19 protein-coding genes are annotated in these 21,754 nt (G+C 30.4%); 8 read left to right on the forward strand and 11 right to left on the reverse strand.

Annotation, left to right across the window (positions count from 1 at the left end; genetic code table 11):
* The first annotated feature begins 88 nt into the window (after nt 1-88).
* Complete coding sequence (locus EC396_RS14805) at nt 89-1,924, forward strand: M1 family metallopeptidase (protein WP_129367482.1); 1,836 nt, start codon at nt 89-91, stop codon at nt 1,922-1,924.
* A 33-nt stretch (nt 1,925-1,957) separates the two neighbouring features.
* Here the strand turns inward: EC396_RS14805 and EC396_RS14810 are convergent, their stop codons facing one another.
* Nucleotides 1,958-3,220: a pyridoxal-dependent decarboxylase gene (locus EC396_RS14810; protein WP_129367484.1), complete on the reverse strand. Its 1,263-nt coding sequence runs from the start codon at nt 3,218-3,220 to the stop codon at nt 1,958-1,960.
* Between the two features lie 170 nt (nt 3,221-3,390).
* Between EC396_RS14810 and uvrC the strand changes: the two genes are divergently transcribed.
* Nucleotides 3,391-5,184, forward strand: a complete 1,794-nt coding sequence (gene uvrC, locus EC396_RS14815) for an excinuclease ABC subunit UvrC (RefSeq protein WP_370276517.1) — start codon at nt 3,391-3,393, stop codon at nt 5,182-5,184.
* Nucleotides 5,181-7,400, forward strand: a complete 2,220-nt coding sequence (locus tag EC396_RS14820; RefSeq protein ID WP_129367488.1) for a patatin-like phospholipase family protein — start codon at nt 5,181-5,183, stop codon at nt 7,398-7,400. Before uvrC ends, EC396_RS14820 begins: the two co-directional genes overlap by 4 nt.
* Before the next feature lie 47 nt (nt 7,401-7,447).
* Here the strand turns inward: EC396_RS14820 and EC396_RS14825 are convergent, their stop codons facing one another.
* Nucleotides 7,448-8,998 (reverse strand): ribonuclease E/G, encoded by a 1,551-nt coding sequence (locus tag EC396_RS14825; protein ID WP_129367490.1) that lies wholly within the window; start codon nt 8,996-8,998, stop codon nt 7,448-7,450.
* Between the two features lie 269 nt (nt 8,999-9,267).
* The gene (locus EC396_RS14830) at nt 9,268-9,555 is read right to left on the reverse strand and encodes an HU family DNA-binding protein (RefSeq protein ID WP_129367492.1); all 288 of its coding nucleotides are present in this window, start codon (nt 9,553-9,555) and stop codon (nt 9,268-9,270) included.
* A gap of 132 nt (nt 9,556-9,687) precedes the next feature.
* Here EC396_RS14830 and mutY point away from each other — a divergent pair, with 132 nt between their 5' ends.
* Genes mutY through EC396_RS14855 form a run of 5 tightly spaced genes read left to right on the forward strand, consistent with a single transcriptional unit; the run spans nt 9,688 to nt 14,170 of the window.
* Nucleotides 9,688-10,728 (forward strand): A/G-specific adenine glycosylase, encoded by a 1,041-nt coding sequence (gene mutY, locus EC396_RS14835; RefSeq protein WP_129367592.1) that lies wholly within the window; start codon nt 9,688-9,690, stop codon nt 10,726-10,728.
* A gap of 37 nt (nt 10,729-10,765) precedes the next feature.
* The gene (locus EC396_RS14840; protein WP_129367494.1) at nt 10,766-11,212 is read left to right on the forward strand and encodes a single-stranded DNA-binding protein; all 447 of its coding nucleotides are present in this window, start codon (nt 10,766-10,768) and stop codon (nt 11,210-11,212) included.
* Between the two features lie 21 nt (nt 11,213-11,233).
* Entirely contained in the window at nt 11,234-12,547 is a 1,314-nt protein-coding gene (gene gldE / locus EC396_RS14845) for a gliding motility-associated protein GldE (RefSeq protein WP_129367496.1), read from the forward strand.
* Between the two features lie 14 nt (nt 12,548-12,561).
* Nucleotides 12,562-13,113 carry a gliding motility lipoprotein GldD gene (gene gldD / locus EC396_RS14850; protein ID WP_129367498.1) on the forward strand — a complete coding sequence of 184 codons (552 nt, stop codon included), beginning with the start codon at nt 12,562-12,564 and terminating at the stop codon, nt 13,111-13,113.
* Nucleotide 13,114: 1 nt separating this feature from the next.
* Nucleotides 13,115-14,170 carry a COX15/CtaA family protein gene (locus tag EC396_RS14855; RefSeq protein ID WP_129367500.1) on the forward strand — a complete coding sequence of 352 codons (1,056 nt, stop codon included), beginning with the start codon at nt 13,115-13,117 and terminating at the stop codon, nt 14,168-14,170.
* Nucleotides 14,171-14,222: 52 nt separating this feature from the next.
* On the opposite strand, the gene EC396_RS14860 is transcribed toward EC396_RS14855, so the two are convergent.
* The 8 genes from EC396_RS14860 to EC396_RS14895 all read right to left on the reverse strand — a co-directional run bounded on the left by EC396_RS14860 (nt 14,223) and on the right by EC396_RS14895 (nt 21,704).
* The gene (locus EC396_RS14860) at nt 14,223-14,417 is read right to left on the reverse strand and encodes a hypothetical protein (RefSeq protein WP_129367502.1); all 195 of its coding nucleotides are present in this window, start codon (nt 14,415-14,417) and stop codon (nt 14,223-14,225) included.
* 372 nt (nt 14,418-14,789) lie between these two features.
* Nucleotides 14,790-15,155 (reverse strand): heavy-metal-associated domain-containing protein, encoded by a 366-nt coding sequence (locus tag EC396_RS14865; RefSeq protein ID WP_129367504.1) that lies wholly within the window; start codon nt 15,153-15,155, stop codon nt 14,790-14,792.
* A 91-nt stretch (nt 15,156-15,246) separates the two neighbouring features.
* On the reverse strand, nt 15,247-16,035 hold the full coding sequence (murI, locus tag EC396_RS14870; RefSeq protein ID WP_129367506.1) for a glutamate racemase: 789 nt from the start codon (nt 16,033-16,035) through the stop codon (nt 15,247-15,249).
* Between the two features lie 84 nt (nt 16,036-16,119).
* Nucleotides 16,120-16,620, reverse strand: a complete 501-nt coding sequence (locus tag EC396_RS14875; protein WP_129367508.1) for an OmpH family outer membrane protein — start codon at nt 16,618-16,620, stop codon at nt 16,120-16,122.
* Nucleotides 16,621-16,640: 20 nt separating this feature from the next.
* A complete protein-coding gene (locus EC396_RS14880; protein ID WP_129367510.1) occupies nt 16,641-17,654 on the reverse strand; it encodes an OmpH family outer membrane protein in 1,014 nt (337 codons plus the stop codon).
* A gap of 63 nt (nt 17,655-17,717) precedes the next feature.
* Nucleotides 17,718-20,276, reverse strand: a complete 2,559-nt coding sequence (gene bamA, locus EC396_RS14885; RefSeq protein ID WP_129367512.1) for an outer membrane protein assembly factor BamA — start codon at nt 20,274-20,276, stop codon at nt 17,718-17,720.
* Entirely contained in the window at nt 20,269-21,024 is a 756-nt protein-coding gene (locus EC396_RS14890; RefSeq protein WP_129367514.1) for an isoprenyl transferase, read from the reverse strand. Before EC396_RS14890 ends, bamA begins: the two co-directional genes overlap by 8 nt.
* Nucleotides 21,024-21,704: a DUF6089 family protein gene (locus EC396_RS14895; RefSeq protein WP_129367516.1), complete on the reverse strand. Its 681-nt coding sequence runs from the start codon at nt 21,702-21,704 to the stop codon at nt 21,024-21,026. The genes EC396_RS14890 and EC396_RS14895 overlap by 1 nt, the downstream gene beginning before the upstream one ends.
* Nucleotides 21,705-21,754 lie beyond the last annotated feature (50 nt).

Genomic DNA, 21,754 nt, shown 5'->3' on the forward strand with positions numbered 1-21,754 from the left:
ATTTTATTAATAAAAAAGCTGTTCAAAATTGGTATCTTTTTTGAACAGCTTTTTTTGTTTATATTGCTTTTCAAATTAAATTCAACTCATGAGAAAATTCTTTTTATTGCTTTTTTTAGCAAACACACTCTTTATTCATGCTCAAAATAATACTTCGTATTGGCAACAGCATGTTGACTATACCATGAAAATTGATATGGATGTTAATAATTATCAATATACAGGAACTCAAAAATTAATTTACACAAATAATTCACCCGATGTTTTAAATCATGTTTATTATCATTTGTATTTTAATGCTTTTCAACCTGGTAGCGAAATGGATGCAAGACTTCAAAGTATTGTTGATCCAGATTATAGAATGGTGAATAATATTGGAACTAAAGAAAATCCAAGATACCAAAGTAGAATAGCACTTTTAAAACCAGATGAAATTGGTTATTTAAAGGTGATTTCGTTAAAACAAAACGGAATAGCGTTAAAATATTCAACAGAAGGAACCATACTTGAAGTTGAATTGGATACTGCAATTAAGCCAGGTGAAACTACTACTTTTGAAATGACTTTTGAAGGTCAGGTTCCTGTTCATATAAGAAGAGCAGGTAGAAATAATGAAGATGGTGTGGCATTGTCTATGGCGCAATGGTACCCAAAAATGGCAGAATATGATTTTGAAGGTTGGCACGATCATCCATATATTGCACGCGAATTTCAAGGGGTTTGGGGTAATTTTGATGTAGCTATTACCATAGATAAAAAATATACCATTGGAGGTACTGGAGTTTTACAAAATCCACAAGAAATTGGTCATGGATATGAGGATAAATCTATAAAACTGAACCTTCCAAAAGGTAAAAATTTAACTTGGCATTTTAAAGCAAAAATGGTGCACGACTTTACTTGGGCAGCCGACCCAAATTATGCGCATGATATTTTAAAAACAGCTAGCGGAACTGAACTTCATTTTTTGTATAAAAATACCGACACATATAAAAAAGCTTGGAAAGAAGTTCAACCTTTAACCGAAAAAGCCTTGGATTATTTTGTTGAGTCAATTGGGGCTTATCCGTGGGAACAATATTCTGTAATACAAGGTGGTGATGGTGGTATGGAATATGCTATGTGTACACTGGTTGCTGGCGGAAAAACTTTGAATGAAATTGCAGGAACTGTTTTTCATGAATTGGCTCATACCTGGTTTCAGCAAATTTTAGCAACCAATGAAAGTAAAAATTCTTGGATGGACGAGGGTTTTACAACTTATATTTCAACTTTAGCTTCTGATAAAATTTTAAAAGGTGGTTCTGATATTCCAAACGCAAAAGGCTACAGAGGTTATTTTTATGCGGTTAACAATGGCTTTGAAGAACCTTTAACCACACATTCGGATAGGTTTAATACCAATGCAGCTTTTGGAATTGGAAGCTACACAAAGGGCTCAATTTTTGTGTCGCAATTGAATTATATTATAGGTTATGATAATGTAAAAGAAACATTGAAAAAATATTATAACGATTTTAAATTTACACACCCAACTCCCAATGATTTTAAACGTGTTGCTGAAAAAGTTTCTGGAATTCATTTAGATTGGTATTTAAATGAATGGACTGAAACTACGCATACTATTGATTATGCGGTTGCAAAGGTAGAAGGGAAGTCAATAACATTGGCAAGAGTAGGTAAAATGCCTATGCCTATAGATGTTACAGTAACTTATGCCGATGGTAGTACTGAAAATTTTTACATTCCTTTGCGAATGATGCGTGTGAATAAGCCAACAAAAGCAACTATTTTAAAAGATTGGACTTGGGCGCACCCAACCTATACTTTTGAAGCTGAGAAAGAAATTACAAAAGTCGAAATTGATTCTTCAGGTTTAATGGCTGATGTTGATAGATCTAATAATATTTTGATTAAAGAATAGTGCGCTTTTAGGGCGAAATTTGTAGCTATAACATTAAAGTCCTTCCCTTTGGGAAGGATTTAAAATAGAATTTTCTTCTAAGGCTTCTACAAATTTTAACAAATCGTCAATTTCAACATGTTCCATCATTATAACTTTATACCAGTTAGGGTTGTTGTCATGAGTGTCAGGAACCAATCCAAACTGATGTGCTAATTCTTTAGGGACATAGCTAGATTTTAAGGTTACAATATTCATAAAAGGGTCTCTAAAATACGCAATATTTAAAGCGTTTAATTGTTCACAAAGCCACTCGGTTCTTAGTATTAAAGTGTTTATTTTTTCGAACCAACCATAATATCCGTAGCTAAATAAAATCATCCAAACGGCAATGGCATTTGCACCTGATCGGCTTCCAGAGAGGGTTAAATCCATTCCGTCAACATATTGAGCTTCCTTAGTTAATACATTTTCAATATATCCTTTTCGGCATAAAAACACACCCGTTCCGTAAGGTGCTTGCAGCATTTTATGTGCATCAATAGTTATAGAAGTTACATTTGGGTTTTCAAAATTAATGCTAGATTGTTTGTTGGTAATTGGGTAAATAAATCCGCCAAAAGCACCATCCACGTGAATTTTAAAAGTAACGTTATGTTTTGTTAGAATTTCAGCATACAAATCTGGATTATCAACCGATCCAAACATAGTAGTTGCCATATTTGAAATTACCATAAAGTATTTTTTTCCTTCGGAAACTAATTTACCAACAATGCTATCTAATGCTGAAGGAATAATTTCTCTCGAATTAAAATCAACAGGAATTGAAACGTTTTCTACACTTAATAAATTTGAACCTTTATAAACTGAGTAATGTGTATCTTCTGATGACAAAATAACCATTTCATTTAAAGATGCATTGAACTGTTTTTTGAACAAATTTCTATAAATCCAAAGTGCTTGAATATTGGCTTCAGTTCCACCGGTAGCTATATAACCATCATATTCTTCTTCTTTAGCTTTAAAAATATCAACAGCCAATACGCGAACCACTTCTTTTTCCAATTCTTGTGAACCTTTAAAAGCTTCTTCGCTTTTTCCTAAAGTATGGCAGCCAATATTATTTGGATTTGCAATAAACGATTTTAAAATAGGGGCATTGTCTAAAGATGTTCCGCTAGTATTAAAAACATTTTCATCTAAATGTGAAACAGGGTATCCTAAAAATTTGCTGCTTTCAAAGTTTGCTGTTGACTCTAAGGCAGTGTCAATTTTTTTTATCAATTGGGATTTCGATAATTTTTTCCAGTATTTCATTGGTATTATTTTGTTGTATGTTTAAAAACAGCTCTTTAAAGAGGTGTTTTTTGTATTTTTCGTAAAAGTACGTATTTTTTGTTATTAAATATGTTTTAAATAGACTGATTTATTTTGAAAAGTAAGTTCAATAAAAAATGAGTATTTTTAAATTTTAAAATTGCAATATCTTGGAGTTAGAAATTCAAATAAAAACATTGCCAAATCAGCCTGGGGTTTATCAGTATTACGATAAAAACGATCAGCTTTTGTATGTTGGTAAAGCCAAAAATATTAAAAAAAGAGTTGCTTCTTATTTTACCAAAAATCATGAGTATGGTAAAACAAAAGTATTGGTTAAAAAAATTGCCAGTATCAAACACATTGTGGTAAATACGGAAACTGATGCGCTGTTGTTGGAGAATAATTTGATAAAAAAATACCAGCCACGTTACAATGTAATGTTGAAAGACGATAAAACGTACCCCTGGATTTGTATTAAAAACGAACGTTTTCCGCGCTTATTTTTAACTCGAAATGTGATAAAAGATGGTTCGGAATATTTTGGGCCTTATACTTCTGTTAAAACTGCAAAAGCTTTGTTAGATTTAATAAAAGAGTTGTATTTATTGCGTTCGTGTAATTTTGATTTAAGTGAAAAAAACATTGCTACGGGTAAGTATAGTGTGTGTTTAGACTATCATATTGGCAATTGTAAAGGCCCTTGTGAAGGTTTGCAAACAGAAGAAGATTATCAATTAGATATTACAGCAATTAGGAATATTGTTAAGGGAAATTTTAAAGAAGCTATAAAAACTTTTGAAGAATTAATGATGCGTTTTGCTGATGAAATGGAGTTTGAAGAAGCGCAAAAGATTAAAGAAAAAATTGATTTATTAGCCAATTATCAGGCAAAATCAACGGTTGTAAATCCGTCTATAACAAATGTCGATGTATTTTCAATAGTTTCAGATGAAAGTTATAGTTATGTCAATTTTTTTAAAATAGTGAATGGTGCAATTATTCAGTCGCATACTTCAGAAATAAAGAAAAAATTAGATGAAACTGATAAGGAATTATTAGAGCTTTCTATAGTTGAAATTAGGCAGCGATTTAACTCGCAATCTAAAGAAATTTATGTGCCTTTTGATGTTGATTTGGGTGAAAATATTAAAGTTACTGTGCCTAAATTGGGTGATAAACTACGCATTGTAGAATTGAGTATTAGAAATGCCAAATACTTTAGACAAGACAAGTTAAAACAAATTAAAATTGTTGACCCAGACAGACATGTAAACCGAATTATGGAGCAAATGCAACAAGATTTGCGTTTGTCTAAACAGCCACGTCATATTGAGTGTTTTGATAATTCAAATATCCAAGGTACTAATCCAGTAGCAGCCTGTGTTGTATTTAAAAACGGAAAGCCTGATAAGAAAGAATATAGAAATTTCAACATTAAAACTGTTGAAGGTCCCGATGATTTTGCTTCTATGGAAGAAGTGGTTTTTAGACGTTATAAGCGATTGTTAGATGAAGGTATGGATTTACCTCAATTGATTGTAATTGATGGTGGAAAAGGGCAATTGTCTTCGGCTTTAAAAAGTTTGGATATTTTAGGTTTGCGTCATAAAATAGCAATTATAGGTATTGCCAAACGTTTGGAAGAAATTTATTATCCTGATGATCCAGTACCGTTGTATTTAGATAAAAAATCAGAAACGCTTAAAATTATTCAACAATTAAGAAACGAGGCACATCGTTTTGGAATTACACACCACAGAAACAAGCGTAGTAAAAGTGCATTAAACAATCAATTAGAAGAAATTTCTGGTATTGGTAAACAAACTGTTGTATCTTTATTAAAACATTTTAAGTCCACAAAAAGGGTTTCTGAAGCTTCATTTGAAGATTTAGAAAAACTGATTGGAAATGCTAGAGCCACTAAAGTTTACGGTTATTTTCAAAAAAATAAATATTCATGAAAAAGCTTCTAACCATCATAATATTACTTTTTACAAGTAGTGTCTTGTTTTCGCAAAAGGCTTGTGACGAGAAGGATATTAAGGTTGGTTTGGTGCTTAGTGGAGGAGGTGCAAAAGGATTTGCACATATATCTGTTTTAAAAGTTTTAGAAGAAGCAGGTGTAAGAGTAGATTATATAGGTGGTACAAGTATGGGTGCTATTGTTGGTGCTTTATACGCTTCAGGATACAGTGCAGATCAGCTTGATTCTATTGTTAGAAGCGTAGATTTTAATAAAATTTTATCAAATGAATTACCTCGTAAGTCTAAACCATTTTACGAAAAAGATGATGGTGAAAAGTATGCGCTAACATTGCCAATTAGACAAAGAAATGTGGGTATACCTAAAGCAATTTCCGAAGGTCAAAACGTACTTAATTTATTAACCGAGCTCACTCAAAATGTAAATGGTATTCATGATTTTAGTAAACTTCCTATTCCTTTTTTATGTATTGCTACCAATTTAGAAACAGGTACTCAAGAAGTTTTAACAGAAGGTTTTTTGCCATTGGCTATTAAAGCAAGTGGTTCGTTTCCAACTTTACTAGGACCTGTTGAAATAGATGGTAAACTTTTAACAGATGGTGGAGTGGTAAATAATTTTCCGGTTGAAGAGGTAAAAGCTATGGGGCCAAATGTTATTATTGGTGTAGATATTCAGCATGGGCTAAGCGATAAAAAAGAATTAAATTCAGCAGTAAAAATTTTAAATCAAATAGTTGGTTTTCAAATGTATAATTCTTTGGAAAGTAAATATGAGCTTGTTGATATATTGATAAAACCAGATTTAGAAAATTATTCGGTGCTTTCTTTTGATAAAGTTGATGAAATTTTAAAAGCTGGAGATTCTGCAGGAAGAGCAAATTTTAAGCAGTTGGAAGAGATTGCAAAATGTCAAATAAAAAAACAATCAATAAAAGTAAACCCTTCAAAAGATAAAATATTTCATATTTCTTCAATTGAAATTACTGGAAATAAAAATTACACAAGAGCTTATATTTTAGGGAAATTAAACTGGAAAAATCAAGATTCAACAAGTTACAGCCAATTTGTGCAAAGTATAAACAATTTATCGGCCACGGGTAATTTTGAAATTGTTCAATATGAAATTGATGAAACCGAAAAAGGGAGTGTGCTTAAAATTAAAGTAAAAGAGACAGAGGTTTTAAATTATTTAAAGTTTGGAATTCATTATGATGATTTGTATAAAACAGGTGTGTTGATAAACTTTACTTCAAAACATATGTTATTTAATAACGATATATTTTCAGCCGATTTAATATTAGGTGACAATTTAAGATACAGTATCAATTATTTTGTAGATAATGGTTTTTATTGGAGTCTTGGGTTAAAATTTAGATACAATAACTTTAATGAAAATGTAAAGTTTGAAGACAATTTAATCAATAAAATTAATTTGAGTTATGAACATTTTAGCAATCAGGCATATATGCAAACTGTTTTTAATCGAAAATTTGCTATTGGTGCAGGTATAGAGTATAAGCGGGTATCGGCTTCAACAGAAAATCTGGTTAGCTTAGATGATTCATTGTACAAAATTGAAAATGGTAAATTGTATTTTGATAAATCAAATTATTTTAACTTATTTGGGTATTTAAAGTTAGATACTTACGATAAAAGTTCTTTTCCTAAAGAAGGTATGTTTTTGGATGCAGGGTTTTTGTATTATGCAGCATCATCAGATTATACGGATGATTTTTCACCATTTTCTCAATTAAAAGCAAACTTTGGTATTGCAACTACTTTTTTTGAAAAATTGACATTTCAATTTTTTTCTGAAGCGGGTCTTACAATTGGTCGTAATAATAATAGAGCTATTGCATTTAATGTGGGTGGTTATGGAAAAAATTACATTACTAATTTTGTGCCGTTTTATGGTTATGATTTTGCAGAATTGGCTGGAGATGAATTTTTAAAATCGGGTTTAACAGCTAGATACGAGTTTATTAAGAAAAATTATTTTTCATTAACAGCAAATTACGCAAGGGTGGGAGATAAATTGTTAAATGATGGAAAGATTTTTGAAAACACGTTATCGGGTTATATGGTAGGTTATGGGTTGGAAACATTTATTGGACCTATAGAAGTAAATTATGCTTGGTCGCCAGATAATAAAGGTAATTATTGGTATTTTAATGTTGGGTATTGGTTTTAAAAAAGCCCTGTATTGCTACAGGACTTTTATAGATATTGTTGATTACCTTATTCAAGAATTACACCGGCATTATTGGTGAAATCGAATCTTAAATATTGATAAGCATCTCTTGGTAAAATTTTAATCCACTTTTTGTATTTAATAAACCATCTTTGTTGAATAGATGGAATGCCTTTTTTTAAGTAGGCAGCAATAAAAGGATGCGTATTTAGAATAATCTTTTTATGATCCTTTAAAATAATAAGTTTGTCAAGTTCGGCCTCAATTTTGTCAATTAAAACAATTGGAGCTTCAACTTCGCCTTCTCCACTAGGGTTAGGTTCTTGTGTTTTTATAACCAGTTCAGGTCTAACACGTTGTCTTGTAATTTGTACAAGTCCAAATTTACTTGGAGGCAATATTTTGTGTTTTGTTCTATCAAATGCCATTTCGGCCTTTAAGTGATCATAGAGTTTTTGTCTATGTTCAGGCGTGTGCATGTCAATAAAATCAACTACAATAATTCCTCCCATATCACGTAATTGTAATTGTCTAGCAATTTCTGATGCTGCAATTAAATTAACTTCAAGTGCCGTATCTGCTTGCGAACTTGCTTTATTAGAACGGTTACCACTATTTACATCAATTACATGAAGCGCTTCAGTATGTTCAATTACCAAATACGCACCTTTACTCATAGAAACTGTACGGCCAAAAGATGTTTTTAATTGGCGTTCAATACCGTATTTTTCAAAAACGGGTACTTTAGAATCGTATAATTGTACAATGGACTCCTTTTCAGGAGCAATTTCTTGTAAGTACTCTTTAGTTTCTATAAACATAGTTTCATCATTAGTTACAATACTTGTAAAAGAATCGTTAAACAAATCTCTTAAAATTGAAGAGGCTCTATTTAACTCGCTTAATACTTTTACGGGTGTTTGTTGTGCTTTAATAGTTCTTATTTTTTTGCACATTGCAATCCACCTTTCTAAAGAATTTTGTAAGTCTTTGTCTAAATCTGCTACTTTTTTGTTTTCAGCAACAGTTCTAACAATAACACCAAAACCTTTAGGTTTTATACTTTTTATAAGTCTTTTTAATCGTTCTTTTTCTTCTGGATCCATAATTTTTTGAGATACAGAAACCCTGTCTGAAAAAGGAACCAAAACAAGATATCTACCTGCAATTGAAATTTCGGAACTCATTCGAGGACCTTTGGTAGAGATAGGTTCTTTTACAATTTGTACTAATAAATTTTGACCTGATTTTAAAACATCAGCAATGCTACCAGCTTTGTCGATGTCTTTTTCTAAATGAAAATTTTTTAAAGTGTAATCTTTAATTTTACCTGAAATAATGCCTTTAATAAATTTATTTAAAGAATTTAATTGTGCGCCTAAATCGTGATAGTGTAAAAAACCATCTTTAGGAAATCCAACGTTAACAAATGCAGCGTTTAAACCAGACAATACTTTGCCCGATTTAGCTAAAAAAATATCTCCTACAGAGAATTTGTTTTCATTTGATTCGTTGTTTAATGCCGTTAATCTGCCATCTTTTAATAAGGCAAAATCAATATCAGAGGAGTTCGATCTAATAATTAATTCTGTTTTCACTCTGAATTGGTTTTGTGTTCAAATGTAATATTTGAACTATTTATAATAAGTTTTACAGGTTTTACCCAACGATACTTGCTAAAAAAGCAAATACCTATTTCAATGAACTTTTAATTTAAAGAAAAAGTAAGCTTAGCTTACTTTTTCTTTTTGTGTCTGTTAGCTCTCGCTCTTTTTTTACGTTTGTGAGTTGAGATCTTTGACCTTTTTCTTTTTTTACCACTTGGCATAATAAATGTTGTTTTATATTAATAATCGTCGTTATCTACTTATACTGTAACTTTACCTTTAACTCCTTCAACAAATACTTTTGCTGGTTTAAATGCAGGAATGTTGTGTGCAGGTATTTTAATTGTAGTGTTTTTTGAAATGTTTCTTCCAGTTTTTTCAGCACGTGTTTTAATGATAAAACTACCAAAACCTCTTAAGTAAACATTATCCCCTTGTTCTAATGAGTTTTTTACCTCTTCCATAAACGCTTCTACAGCTGTTAAAACATCTGCTTTTTCTATTCCAGATTTATCTGAAATATTTGATACGATTTCTGCTTTCGTCATTTCTATTATTGTTAAATATGTTATTATAAATTTAAGACGGCAAATATAAGATATATAAATCAAAATCAAAAAGTTAATTCATTAAAATTTAATCATTTAAAAGATGTATCATTGTATTTTACAATAAAAGAAATGGTTTTTTCTAATTCACTAGTATACTGGTACTTACGCAACAAAAGAGATTTGCCTTGGCGAAACACTGGCAATCCTTATTATATTTGGCTGTCTGAAATTATTTTGCAACAAACAAGAGTTGACCAAGGAATGGCTTATTACTTGAAATTTATTGCTCATTTTCCAACTGTTCAAGACTTAGCTTTTGCTTCAGAAGAAGAGGTGTTAAAACTGTGGCAGGGCTTAGGTTATTATTCGCGTGCAAGAAACTTGCATTTTTCAGCAAAATATATTGTAAACCAATTGAATGGTAATTTTCCAAATACATACAACGATTTGCTTAAATTAAAAGGAGTAGGTGATTATACAGCATCGGCTGTTGCATCTATTTGTTTTAATGAACCTACAGCTGTGGTAGACGGCAATGTTTATAGGGTGCTTGCACGTTATTTTGGAATTGCTATACCTATTAATATAGCTAACGGTATTAAAGAGTTTAAAAAACTTGCTCAAGAATTAATTGATTTTCAAAATCCAGGAACCCACAACCAGGCTATTATGGAGTTTGGTGCCCGAATGTGTAAACCTCAAAATCCCGATTGTGAAATTTGTCCGTTAAACGCAAGCTGCATTGCATTGTCTTCAAATAGGGTGAAAGAATTACCTGTTAAAGAAAATAAGCTTAAAATAAAAAAACGTTATTTTAATTATTTGGTTATTCAAACGCCTTCAAATAAAACAAAAATAGTAAAACGAACTAAAGGAATTTGGATGAATTTATATGAATTTCCTTTGATTGAAACTTCATTTGAAATAGATGAACAAGTTTTAATTGAAAATTCAAAATTTGAAGAATTATTTAAAAATGTTTCAACATCAGTAAACCTTTTTAACAAAAATGTGCTTGTGCATAAGCTAACACATCAACATATCTATACAAAATTTTGGATAGTTGAGACTGAAGATACTGCTGATTTTAAGGTAAATTGGAGTGAAATTGAAGCCTTTCCTGTTTCAACATTGGTGCATAATTTTTTGTTAGCATATAAAACAAACTAAATTTTTTAGTATTTTTGAAAATTAAATAGAAGCAAAAATGGCTGGTACTGTAAATAAAGTAATTTTAATTGGACATTTGGGTGACCAGGTGAAAATGCACTATTTTGATGGTGGCAATTCAATTGGTCGTTTTCCTTTAGCTACAAACGAAGTTTTTACCAACAAACAAACAGGAGAAAGAGTTACAACAACTGAGTGGCATAATATTGTTGTTAGAAATAAACTGGCTGAAATTTGCGAAAAATATTTAAGTAAAGGTGATAAAGTGTATTGTGAAGGACGTATAAAAACACGTCAGTGGACAGGCGATGATGGGGCAAATAAGTATATGACCGAAATTCATGTAGTTGATATGACATTTTTAACTACAAAAAACGAGTTAAATGCACCAAAACCAAATGCATCAACTGCTGTGGATGAACATCCTAAAAAAGAAATTTCAACAGATAATACCACTGTTGAAGATGATGATTTACCATTTTAAGTTTAATTAAATTAAAAGTAATTGGATCCTGAACCCTCGTTTTTATTCATTTTTTTAACTGTAAGTAGTCATCTTTGGCTGTTGTTAAGCATAGGATTACTCTTTTTATTATTATTGCTATCGGCATTGGTTTCTGGTGCAGAAGTTGCCTTCTTTTCTTTGTCTCAAGTTGAACTAGACAGAGCTTTAGAATCCAAGTCTAATAAGCAACAGATTGTTGTTGGGTTGTTGCAAAATCCGCAAAAATTATTAGCTACCATCTTAATTTCCAACAATTTTATCAATATTTTAATTGTTCTAATTTTTGCATATATTGGTAATAATATTTTTAGTAAAATAACTTCTGATCTGTTAAAATTTTTAATTGAAGTTGTTTTAGTTACTTTTTTAATACTATTATTTGGTGAAGTTTTACCAAAAGTTTATGCTACACGAAATGCTTTAAAATTTGCCTCGCATACGGCATATCCTATAAAAGTGTTAAGTTCACTGCTGTCTATAATAAGTATGCCGCTCTTGTCTTTAACTACTTTTATTGAACATAAATTAGGTAAAAAGAAATCAAGTTTGTCTGTCGAAAAATTGTCTCAAGCATTGGAATTGACTTCCGATAAAACAACAACAAAAGATGAGCAAAAAATATTGGAAGGAATTGTAAATTTTGGCAATACTGAAACCAGTGAAATTATGGTTCCTAGAATGGATATTTTTGCTATTTCAGATACCGAAACTTATTTAGATGTTATTTCAAAAATTGTTGATAAGGGTTTTTCTAGAAATCCGGTTTACCATGAAAATGTTGATGAAATAGTTGGTGTATTGTATGCAAAAGATTTACTACCTCATTTAAATAAGGAAGATTTTAATTGGCAAGAATTAATTAGAGAGCCTTATTTTGTGCCTGAAAATAAAAAGTTAGATGATTTATTGAAGGAATTTCAAGAAAAGAAAAACCATTTAGCGATTGTAGTTGATGAGTATGGAGGTACTTGTGGTATTGTAACTTTGGAAGATGTTATTGAAGAAATAGTAGGAGATATAAACGATGAGTTTGATGATGATGCAACTTCGTATTTTAAAATTGATGAGAATAATTATTTAATTGAAGGTAAAACCAATTTAAAAGACTTTTATAAAATTATTGATTTAGAAAGCACAGATTTATTTGAAGAAAGTAGGGGTGAATCTGAAACAATAGCTGGTTTTATTCTCGAAATATACGGGAAGTTTCCAAGAAAATACGAGATAATAAAGTTTCATAATTATTCGTTCAAAATTGAAGTGATGGATAAAAAGCGAATTAGTAAAGTAAAATTAACCATACATAACGATTAAGGCATATATAAACAATGAAATATTTTGGCATTTATTTACTAATTGTAGTATTGTTAATTTCTTGCAATACAGATACTTTGCCAAAACAAAAATCGTACTTAATATTGCGATATCCAGAAAGTGAGTACGTAACTTCATCATCTTTTTGTCCATATAGTTTTGAAATTTCAAAATATGCCAAAATCGATTTTCAAAATAATTGTTGGGCTAAAATTCAATATCCAACTTTAAAAGCTACCATTCATTTAACTTACAGAAATGTTGATGGTAATTTAAATGAAATTTTAAAAGAAGTAGAAAAACTTACTTTTGAGCATACAATAAAAGCCGATGCAATAAGTAGTATACCATACGATGATTTGCAAAAAAAAATATTTGCAAAATTGTATAATGTAGATGGAAACGTGGCAACAAATATTCAGTTTAGTGCTACTGATAGTCTTAATTATGTGCTTTCAGGAGCATTGTATTTTTATGTAAAGCCTAACTACGATTCAATTGTACCAGCAATAAAATATATAGAGAAAGATATGATGCATATGGTAGAAACATTAGAGTGGAAATAATATGGTAAAAAAAAATTATAAATACACTACAACAATTAGAGTATGGCTTTTACTTGGGTTAATAATGTTAATAGGTCAGGTTGTTTTGGGTGGAATAACAAGGTTAACGGGGTCTGGACTCTCCATTACTAGTTGGGATATTATTACAGGAGTTGTGCCACCATTAAACAGCGAAGAGTGGTTACAAGCTTTTGAAGCATATAAAATTACACCTCAATTTCATAAAATCAATTCGACTTTTAGTTTAGACGAATTTAAGTTTATCTATTTTTGGGAATATTTTCACCGACTTTGGGTGCGTACTTTGGGTTTTATATTTTTAATTCCGTTTATAATATTTGTTTTTAAAAAACAAATGGATTTATACCTTGTAAAACGATTGGCTTTGGTTGTGTTTTTAACTATTTTAACAGCATCTGCTGGTTGGATAATGGTACAAAGTGGGTTAGTAGACCGTCCTTGGGTGAATGCTTATAAATTAACCATTCATTTTATGTTGGCTATTTTGGTTATTTGGGCCATGGTTAAAACTATAGCAGATGTTTATTGTTTTGATAGTATTATAGTTTTAAGTACAAAAAAAATAATACCTATTACAATAGCAGTTACTTTTGTTCAACTTATTTTTGCAGGTTTAATGTCTGGAATGCACGCTGGTTTGTATTACCCAAGTTGGCCAGATATGAATGGAGCATTTATCCCACCAGTTTTACTAAATTCGGTAAATTGGAATTGGGGTAATATGATTAATTACGACAGCTTTTTATTTGCACCAGCATTTATTCAGTTTTCACATAGAATGTTAGCTTATATCTTATTAATTGTGGTTGTATTTATGTATATAAAACTTAAAAACAACCTCAATATAGTTTCTAAAAAATGGTTAAATATTGTTATGGTTTTGCTTTTATTGCAAATAGGTTTGGGAATTTTAACTGTGCTAAATGTTGAAGGAAAAATTCCTTTATTTTACGGTGTAAGTCATCAGTTAATTGGTTTGTTATTTTTTATTAGTTTACTGTTTTTAAAATATTCAGTAAGAAACTATAAGGCATAAAAAAAGGCTTCAATTTAATTGAAGCCTTCTTTTTTAATTGGAGTCTTATAAATTACTCAGCAACTACAACAGAGTCAACAGCAACTTCTACTGCTTCAACAGCTGTAGAATCAGCAACTACTGCTACTTCTTCAACAACTTCAACAACTTCTTCAACAGCTGTTTCTTCTACTTTTGGAGTTTCTTTACAAGAGATAACAAATACACTTACAAGTGCAACTGCTAATAATAATTTAATGTGTTTCATGATTTTTAGATTGATTTTTATTCAAGTGCAAATTAACGACAAAAAAATTATAATAATCAAATATTTTTTCAATATTTTTTTGTTCTAAATTGCTTTTGTAGAGTAGTCTAAATGCGTAGGTAAGCAATTTTTAAATTATGTGAGGTAATAGGTTGGTATTTTTTAAAATAACGCAGTAAAACATCTCTTTTTTGAGAATTTGATATGAATTTAATCATTTAAATCAAACAAAGCAGGGTGTTAATTTTATTAAAAATTGGTACGCTATTTAATATTTTAACAATTTAAGGTGTTGAAATATTAAATATTTAGACAAAAATGGAAGTTGTAAATGCGGGTGTTTACTCTTTTGCTTTCGGTTTTCGGCGTTTTTTACAAAATACTGTCTATTTTTATTTCAGAAATTTCAACAGTTTTAATAACGGTATATAAATCTCCTCCTGCTATTCCGTTAATTTTTTCAACAATATCTTCAGAAGTTATCTTATTACTATCATAAGTAAACTGTCCTTTTTTTGCTTCAAAATTTACTTTTGAATAAGTAATGCCATCAACTTTTGATAATTTAGATTCAATAGTTCTTGCACAGCCAATTTCACATGTCATTCCTTCAATTTCAACTTCTATATTTTTGTAGTTGGCTATTTTTTCGTTTTGTTCCATTACTTGGTCTTTTTTATTGTTGTTGCAAGAAATTGATAGTACTGAAAATAAAAATATGTAAAGAATTGATTTCATAATAAGAGTTGTTGATTTTTGCAAATGTAGAAAGTATTGATTTTAATTCCGAATTATTGATATCTTAATTTGAGATATTGAAATTATACCACTAAAAATCCAATTCATTTACTGTATAAATGCTATTTGGATTGTTTAATATAACCTCTAAAACTGTTTTTTTAGTGTTGATATAAAATTGGTGTGTACTTTTTATTGATGAAGTTTTGAGTAAGTTGTTTTTTTCTAGAATTGTTTTTGTTTGTTTTGCTACCGCTTCACCCGAATCTATAATTTTAACGCCTTCACCTAAAATAGTATTAATTTGAGGAATTAAATATGGATAATGCGTGCATCCTAAAACCAAATGATCAATATTAAATTGTAACATTGGTTTTAAATAATTTTCTAACAACTTATATAATTCATCCGAATTTAGTTTTCCAGCTTCAATAAGAGGCACCAAACCTTCGCCATCCTGTTTAATTGTTGTAATTGTTTTTGTGTATTCATTGGCTGTTTTTTCAAAAAGTTTACTTGTAAGCGTTCCTTTTGTTGCCAATATACCAATAGCGCCTGTTTTGCTGTAAAGTGCAGCAGGTTTAATTGCAGGCTCTATACCAATAAAAGGAATGGCATAGTTGGTGCGTAAATACGTTATTGCATTGGTTGTTGCAGTATTACAGGCAACAATTATTAGTTTGCAACCTTTTGAAATTAAAAGTTCTGTATTTTTGATGCTTAACGCAAGAATTTCTTCGGCAGATTTTTCTCCATAAGGCGCATTTTTACTATCTGCTAAATAGATTGTATTTTCATTTGGAAGCAGCTTTATAACTTCTTTCCAAATGGATGTTCCTCCAATACCAGAATCAAATAATCCAATAGGTTTTGACGACATTTAAGTATGTGTAGTTTTGTATTTATTGAAATAAATATAAAAAAAAATCCCGCAAATGCGAGATTTTTTTTAAAAGTGAAATTCTTATTGAATACCTAATTTTGCTTTAACTTGAGGTAATAAGTCTGGACCTTCAGCTACAATTAAAGTAGAAGCTTCTAAAACATAAGTGTATCCACCAGCTTTAGCAACAGCTTCAATAGCAGTTTTAGCTTTGTCTAAAATTGGTTGTAATCTTTCATTTCTCATTTTTGTAAGATCTTCTCTTGCAACTTGAGATGCTTGTTGTAAGTTTTGTTGATCACCTTGAACTTCAGCCATTCTTTGTTGGTTTACTTCATTTGTTTGTGAAGCAGCTTCAGCATCGTATCTTTTTAATTTAGCTTCTAATTTATCGTTTTCAGCTTTTAATTCAGTTTCGTAAGTCTTAGATTTTTTCTCTAATTCTGCATTTAAGGCTTTTGTTTCTGGCATTAAACTTATTAATTCGTCGGTGCTTATATGAGCAATTTTTGTTTGTGCATTAACGGTGTTAAATCCTAAGGCAATTACTGCGATTAATAATAACGTTTTGAATTGTTTCATCTTTTTTTTCTTATTTAAAATTAATTATTTTCTTGTTGTTCTTCTTTTGCTTTTTTAGCGTCTTCAATATCTTTTATGCGTTGTTGCTTTTTGGCTTCGTTGGCTTTTAAAAGTTCTTCTCTTTTTTTAAGTTGCTCTGCTCTTTTAGCTTCAATGCTTTTTTGTAATTCAATTCTTCTTAATTCTTTAGGGTCAACCTCAGGTTCTTCAGTTTCTTGTAGAGCATCTTCAGTTACTTTTTCATCTTCTACAACTTTTGCTTCAACATCTTCAGTTGTATTTTGAATTTTAGTAGAAGTTCCGTTTATTCTTTCTAATCTTTTTGCTTCGTTTGCTTTAATAAGCTCTTCTCTTTTTCTAAGTTGTTCGGCTCTTTTCTCTTCTTGAATTGATTGTAATTCAGCTCTTTTTAATTCTCTTTCATCAACTTTTTGTTGTGCATCTTCACTTAATACAGGAGATTGTGTTGTTTCTTTATTTCGTTCGTTTCTTTTTTCGTCTATAGCTTCAGCTTTTTGGGCTCTTGAAATATTTGTTAAAACTAAATCACTAATATCGTATTGCTTATTGGTGTAAAGCATTATTAAATCAGTAGATTTATCAAAAACAAAATCATATTTTCTTTTAACAGCAATGTCTTGTACTGCATTAAATACCAAATCTTGTATTGGTTTAACTAATTGTCTTCTTAAAAAAAACAAATCACCATCTGTTCCAAAATAGGCATTTTGTAATTTTTTTAATTCCAATTCTTTAATTTGAATATCTTCTTCTTTATCTTCAATTAATTCTTTAGTTAAAAGTGCTTTTTCGTTACTTAGATCTGCAATTAATGCATCAATTTCTTTTTGTTTAGCATCAAGGTTATTTTTCCAAGTATTGGCTTTTGCATTTATTTTAGCTTGTGCCTCATTATATTCAGGAATATTTTCTAAGACATATTGCATATCAACATAGCCAAATCTTTGTGCCTTTTGGGCGCTTAATATAAATGATGTTAATAAAAACGTATATAGAATTGCTTTTTTGATCATTACTTAAGTGTTTAGAAAAAATCGTGCCGTATTAATAATATTTACAAATATAATTGTTTTTCATTAAAATTGCTGACCAATAACAAAATGTGTTTGCCACCCAGAAGCTTGTGTACCTCCGTACATTGGATCGAAACCATAAGCAAAGTCAATTCCTAGCAATCCGAAGGCAGGCATAAACACGCGAAGCCCCATACCGGCTGATCTTTTTAAGTTAAAAGGATTCAATTCTTCAAAACCGTCATAGGCATTACCTGCTTCTAAAAATGTTAAAGCATAGATAGATGCAGATGGTTTTAATGTAATTGGATAACGCAATTCCATTTGAAATTTGTCATATATAGTTCCACCTAATACCGATGAAATTTGTCCGTTTTCATAACCTCTTAAAGCTACAGTGGTTCTTCCGTCTAATTGATATGAAGCCATACCATCACCACCAACAAAATAACGTTCAAAAGGTGAGTAACCTAGGTCTTTGTTATATCTTCCTAAAAATCCAAATTCAGCATTGGTCATTAAAACCAAATTTTTTGTAATAGCTGTGTACCATTTTCCGTTAAAACTTGCTTTGTAATACTCTAACCATTTGTATTTACCTTGGTCATCTAAAGTACTATAGTCTTTATTATTTACCAATGAATATGGGAATGTAAATTTACCTACAATTGCAAATTCAGATCCTGACTTTGGGAAAATTGGGTTTGGACCCGCAGAATTTCTTGAAAAAGTTACGTTGTATGCAAGGTTGTTAGACTCTCCAGTTGTAAAGTTGAAGGTTGAAATTGGATAATTTTTTAATCGATAAGATTGGTAACTAATACTTTGCATTAATGAAAAGTTATCATCTGGCCATTTTAATCTTCGGCCAATACCCGCAGAAGCACCAACAATATTTAAGTGTTGATCTTTATCAACATCTCTAGTTACATAATTGTATCTGTATTGTGCAGAATAATAAACAGACAATGATAAAGATTGTGGTTTTTTACCACCCAACCAAGGCTCTGTAAATGAAAAACTTCCTGTAGTGTAATATCTACTTTTTTGTAATCTTAATGAAAGTACTTGTCCGTCTCCCATTGGTAATGGTTTGTACGCTTCTCCATTAAAAATGTTACGGATAGAAAAGTTATTAAACGACAATCCAACAGTACCTATAAAAGATCCACCACCGTAACCACCTTGTAGTTCAATTTGGCTAGAACCTTTCTCGGCAATGGTATAGTCAATATCTACAGTTTTATCGGTAAAATTAGGTTTAATATCTGGTGTTATGGTTTCAGCATCAAAAAAGCCTAATTGACCAATTTCACGAATGGTTCTAATAATTTGACTTTTACTGTATAAATAACCTGGTCTTGTTCTAATTTCTCTGTAAACTACGTGGTCGTTTGTTTTATCGTTTCCAGTAATTGAAACATTGTTTATTTTAGTAGGCTCATCTTCATAAATTCTAATTTCAATATTAATAGAATCGTTACTAATTTTAGTTTCAACAGGCATAACCCTTGAAAATAAATATCCATTGTCTTGGTATAAAGTAGCAATATCTTGTGAGTCTGGAGTTCCATCACCAGTAACTCTTTCTTTTAAAAGTTTACCGTTGTAGGTATCTCCTTTTTGAAGCCCTAACATTCCTTGAAGTTGTTGGTCTGTATATTTGCTATTTCCTAAAAATTCAATATCACCAAGATAGTATTTGTTGCCTTCTTCAAGTTTTAAATTAAGATTGATGGTTTTATCTTCGTTCCAAGCAATAGAATGTTCTAAAATACGAGCATCTCTATAACCATTTTCACTATAACTTGAAATCAGTTTTTTTAGATCTTCTTCAAAATCGGCATTGATATATTTTGATGTTTTCCAAAGTCTACCAAATTGTTTTTGTTTGGTCTTTTTTAATGAAGCTTTTACTTTTTGATCTGTAAATGCGTTGTTTCCTAAAAGATTGATGTCTTTTATTTTTATTTTAGAACCTTGATCTACCAAAATAAGCATATTTACCGCGTTTAAATTGGTGGTATCAGGTTTTGTATCTATGGTAACTTTGGTACCTAAAAATCCTTTGTCCTGGTATTTTTTTGTAATGTAGTTTTTGGTAGTAACAATAAGGTTGTCAGTAACCATAACACCTACTTTAAGTTCGGCATCTTTTTGTAATTCTTTAGCTTTACTTGCTTTTATACCTTTAAAAGTAATGTTGTTTAATTGTGGTAGTTCTAATACTGCAAATTCTAAATAGGCAATATTTCCGTCGATATGACTCACGTAAACGTCAATATTGCTAAACTGATTTGTTTCGTATAATTTTTTAATTGCACTGGTTAGTTTGTCACCAGGTAATTTAATTTGTTGACCAACTTTTAATCCGGTAAAAACTTTTACGGTTTGTTCTTCGAATTTTTTTAATCCAACAACCGATATGCCTCCAATTTCATATTTACTATCAGGAGTAAAATTAACAGGTACTGCCTTTATTGGTGTTATTGTATCTAAAGCAACAGTTGTATTGGTTGCTCTTTGTGTCTCTTTTATATTGCTATTTGTTACTTCTTGCGCTTGCGTAAAGGTTGTAATAGTAATTGATAAAAGTAAGAGGGCTATTTTGAATTTAGTCATTGATTTTTTCAATTTGTTCACTCGTTTTTCCAAATCGTCTTTCTCTTTTTTGGTAATCTATAATTGCCTGAAACAGATTTTCTTCATTAAAGTCTGGCCAAAGGGTATCTGTAAAATACAATTCTGCATATGCGATTTGCCATAATAAAAAATTGCTGATTCTTTTTTCGCCACTAGTGCGAATCATCAAATCAACATCAGGCAAAGAAAACGTATATAAATGATTATTAATAATTTTTTCATCAATATCTTCAATGGTCAACTCTTTATTAACAACTTTTTTTGATAAATTTTTGATAACATTAACAATTTCTTCTCTAGAACCATAGTTTAGTGCTAAGGTTAAAGTTAGAGCAGTGTTGTTTTTGGTTTTTTCAATTACATCGGCAAGTTCAATTTGAGCTTTTTTTGGTAAATTCTCAAGGTTTCCAATGGTATTTAATTTGATGTTGTTTTTTTGAAGTGTTTTCAACTCTTTTTTTAGAGATGAAACCAATAAAGACATGAGTGTTTTAACTTCTAATTTAGGTCTATTCCAATTTTCGGTTGAAAAAGCATAAAGTGTTAAGTAATTCACACCTATTTTAGCGCAGGCTTCAATAGATTTTCTAACTGCACCCACACCATTTTTATGTCCAAATACACGAGGTTGATTTTGTTGTTTTGCCCAACGCCCGTTGCCATCCATAATTATTGCAATATGGTTGGGTAAAGTATTTTTATTTATTTGATTAGTTAAATCTTTCATTAGTAAGGTGTTGCGTAGCAAGGAGGTCTTCCAAAAGTATAAACAAATGAAACTCCTGTAAATGTATACCAGTCGTTATTATTTGGGTTTCCAAAAGTTAATGCAGGTATTTTGCTATTGTTATAATCTAATTCGTCGGTAAAAGTGTAAGTTGTTCTAATCTCAAATGCCATTGCAAAACCTCGGGCAACTTTAAATTTGTATCCTAATCCAAACGGAATTGCAACTGTAGTTTTTGAACCGTATTGGTATTGTAATGGACCATTTTCTCCAATTACATTGTTAAAATTTAAAGCTGCAATTTCAAGTAATATGTATGGTGTTTGTGTTAAGTGATGGGTGTTGAGATTGTACGGAAAATAGCTATATTCTATACCTGCCGCTAATTCTGTTAAGGTATTGCTAAAACGAAGACCTCGTTGCTGTCTGCCAATATTAGAAGCTTTTGCATCATCTGCAGATATTTTTGCGTAAGTAAAAGTACCTCTCAAAGCCATTCTAGGGTTTAAATTGTATTTATAAATAATTCCACCCATTAAATTAGTTGGATTTATATAGAGCTCAGAGCCTATATCACCAATGTAGTTACTACCGCCAGCAAATACACCAATCTCATGAATTTGAGCTTTGGAAACGGTTGTAATACAGATGAATGAAATAAAATATATTAATTTTTTCATATAAAAATTGCGTGCAAATATAAAAAAATCTATTCGCTTTTTGTAGTTTA

Origin of the sequence: Lutibacter sp. HS1-25 (genome assembly GCF_004121075.1) — a bacterium.
Classification (GTDB): Bacteria; Bacteroidota; Bacteroidia; order Flavobacteriales; family Flavobacteriaceae; genus Lutibacter.

Bases quoted from the DNA above. Each gene is read 5' to 3' on its own strand.
- EC396_RS14805 (WP_129367482.1), top strand. From the start codon at position 89: ATGAGAAAATTCTTTTTATTGCTTTTTTTAGCAAACACACTCTTTATT.
- EC396_RS14810 (WP_129367484.1), bottom strand. From the start codon at position 3,220: ATGAAATACTGGAAAAAATTATCGAAATCCCAATTGATAAAAAAAATT.
- EC396_RS14820 (WP_129367488.1), top strand. From the start codon at position 5,181: ATGAAAAAGCTTCTAACCATCATAATATTACTTTTTACAAGTAGTGTC.
- EC396_RS14830 (WP_129367492.1), bottom strand. From the start codon at position 9,555: ATGACGAAAGCAGAAATCGTATCAAATATTTCAGATAAATCTGGAATA.
- mutY (WP_129367592.1), top strand. From the start codon at position 9,688: ATGGTTTTTTCTAATTCACTAGTATACTGGTACTTACGCAACAAAAGA.
- EC396_RS14840 (WP_129367494.1), top strand. From the start codon at position 10,766: ATGGCTGGTACTGTAAATAAAGTAATTTTAATTGGACATTTGGGTGAC.
- gldD (WP_129367498.1), top strand. From the start codon at position 12,562: ATGAAATATTTTGGCATTTATTTACTAATTGTAGTATTGTTAATTTCT.
- EC396_RS14855 (WP_129367500.1), top strand. From the start codon at position 13,115: ATGGTAAAAAAAAATTATAAATACACTACAACAATTAGAGTATGGCTT.
- EC396_RS14860 (WP_129367502.1), bottom strand. From the start codon at position 14,417: ATGAAACACATTAAATTATTATTAGCAGTTGCACTTGTAAGTGTATTT.
- EC396_RS14865 (WP_129367504.1), bottom strand. From the start codon at position 15,155: ATGAAATCAATTCTTTACATATTTTTATTTTCAGTACTATCAATTTCT.
- murI (WP_129367506.1), bottom strand. From the start codon at position 16,035: ATGTCGTCAAAACCTATTGGATTATTTGATTCTGGTATTGGAGGAACA.
- EC396_RS14875 (WP_129367508.1), bottom strand. From the start codon at position 16,620: ATGAAACAATTCAAAACGTTATTATTAATCGCAGTAATTGCCTTAGGA.
- EC396_RS14880 (WP_129367510.1), bottom strand. From the start codon at position 17,654: ATGATCAAAAAAGCAATTCTATATACGTTTTTATTAACATCATTTATA.
- bamA (WP_129367512.1), bottom strand. From the start codon at position 20,276: ATGACTAAATTCAAAATAGCCCTCTTACTTTTATCAATTACTATTACA.
- EC396_RS14890 (WP_129367514.1), bottom strand. From the start codon at position 21,024: ATGAAAGATTTAACTAATCAAATAAATAAAAATACTTTACCCAACCAT.
- EC396_RS14895 (WP_129367516.1), bottom strand. From the start codon at position 21,704: ATGAAAAAATTAATATATTTTATTTCATTCATCTGTATTACAACCGTT.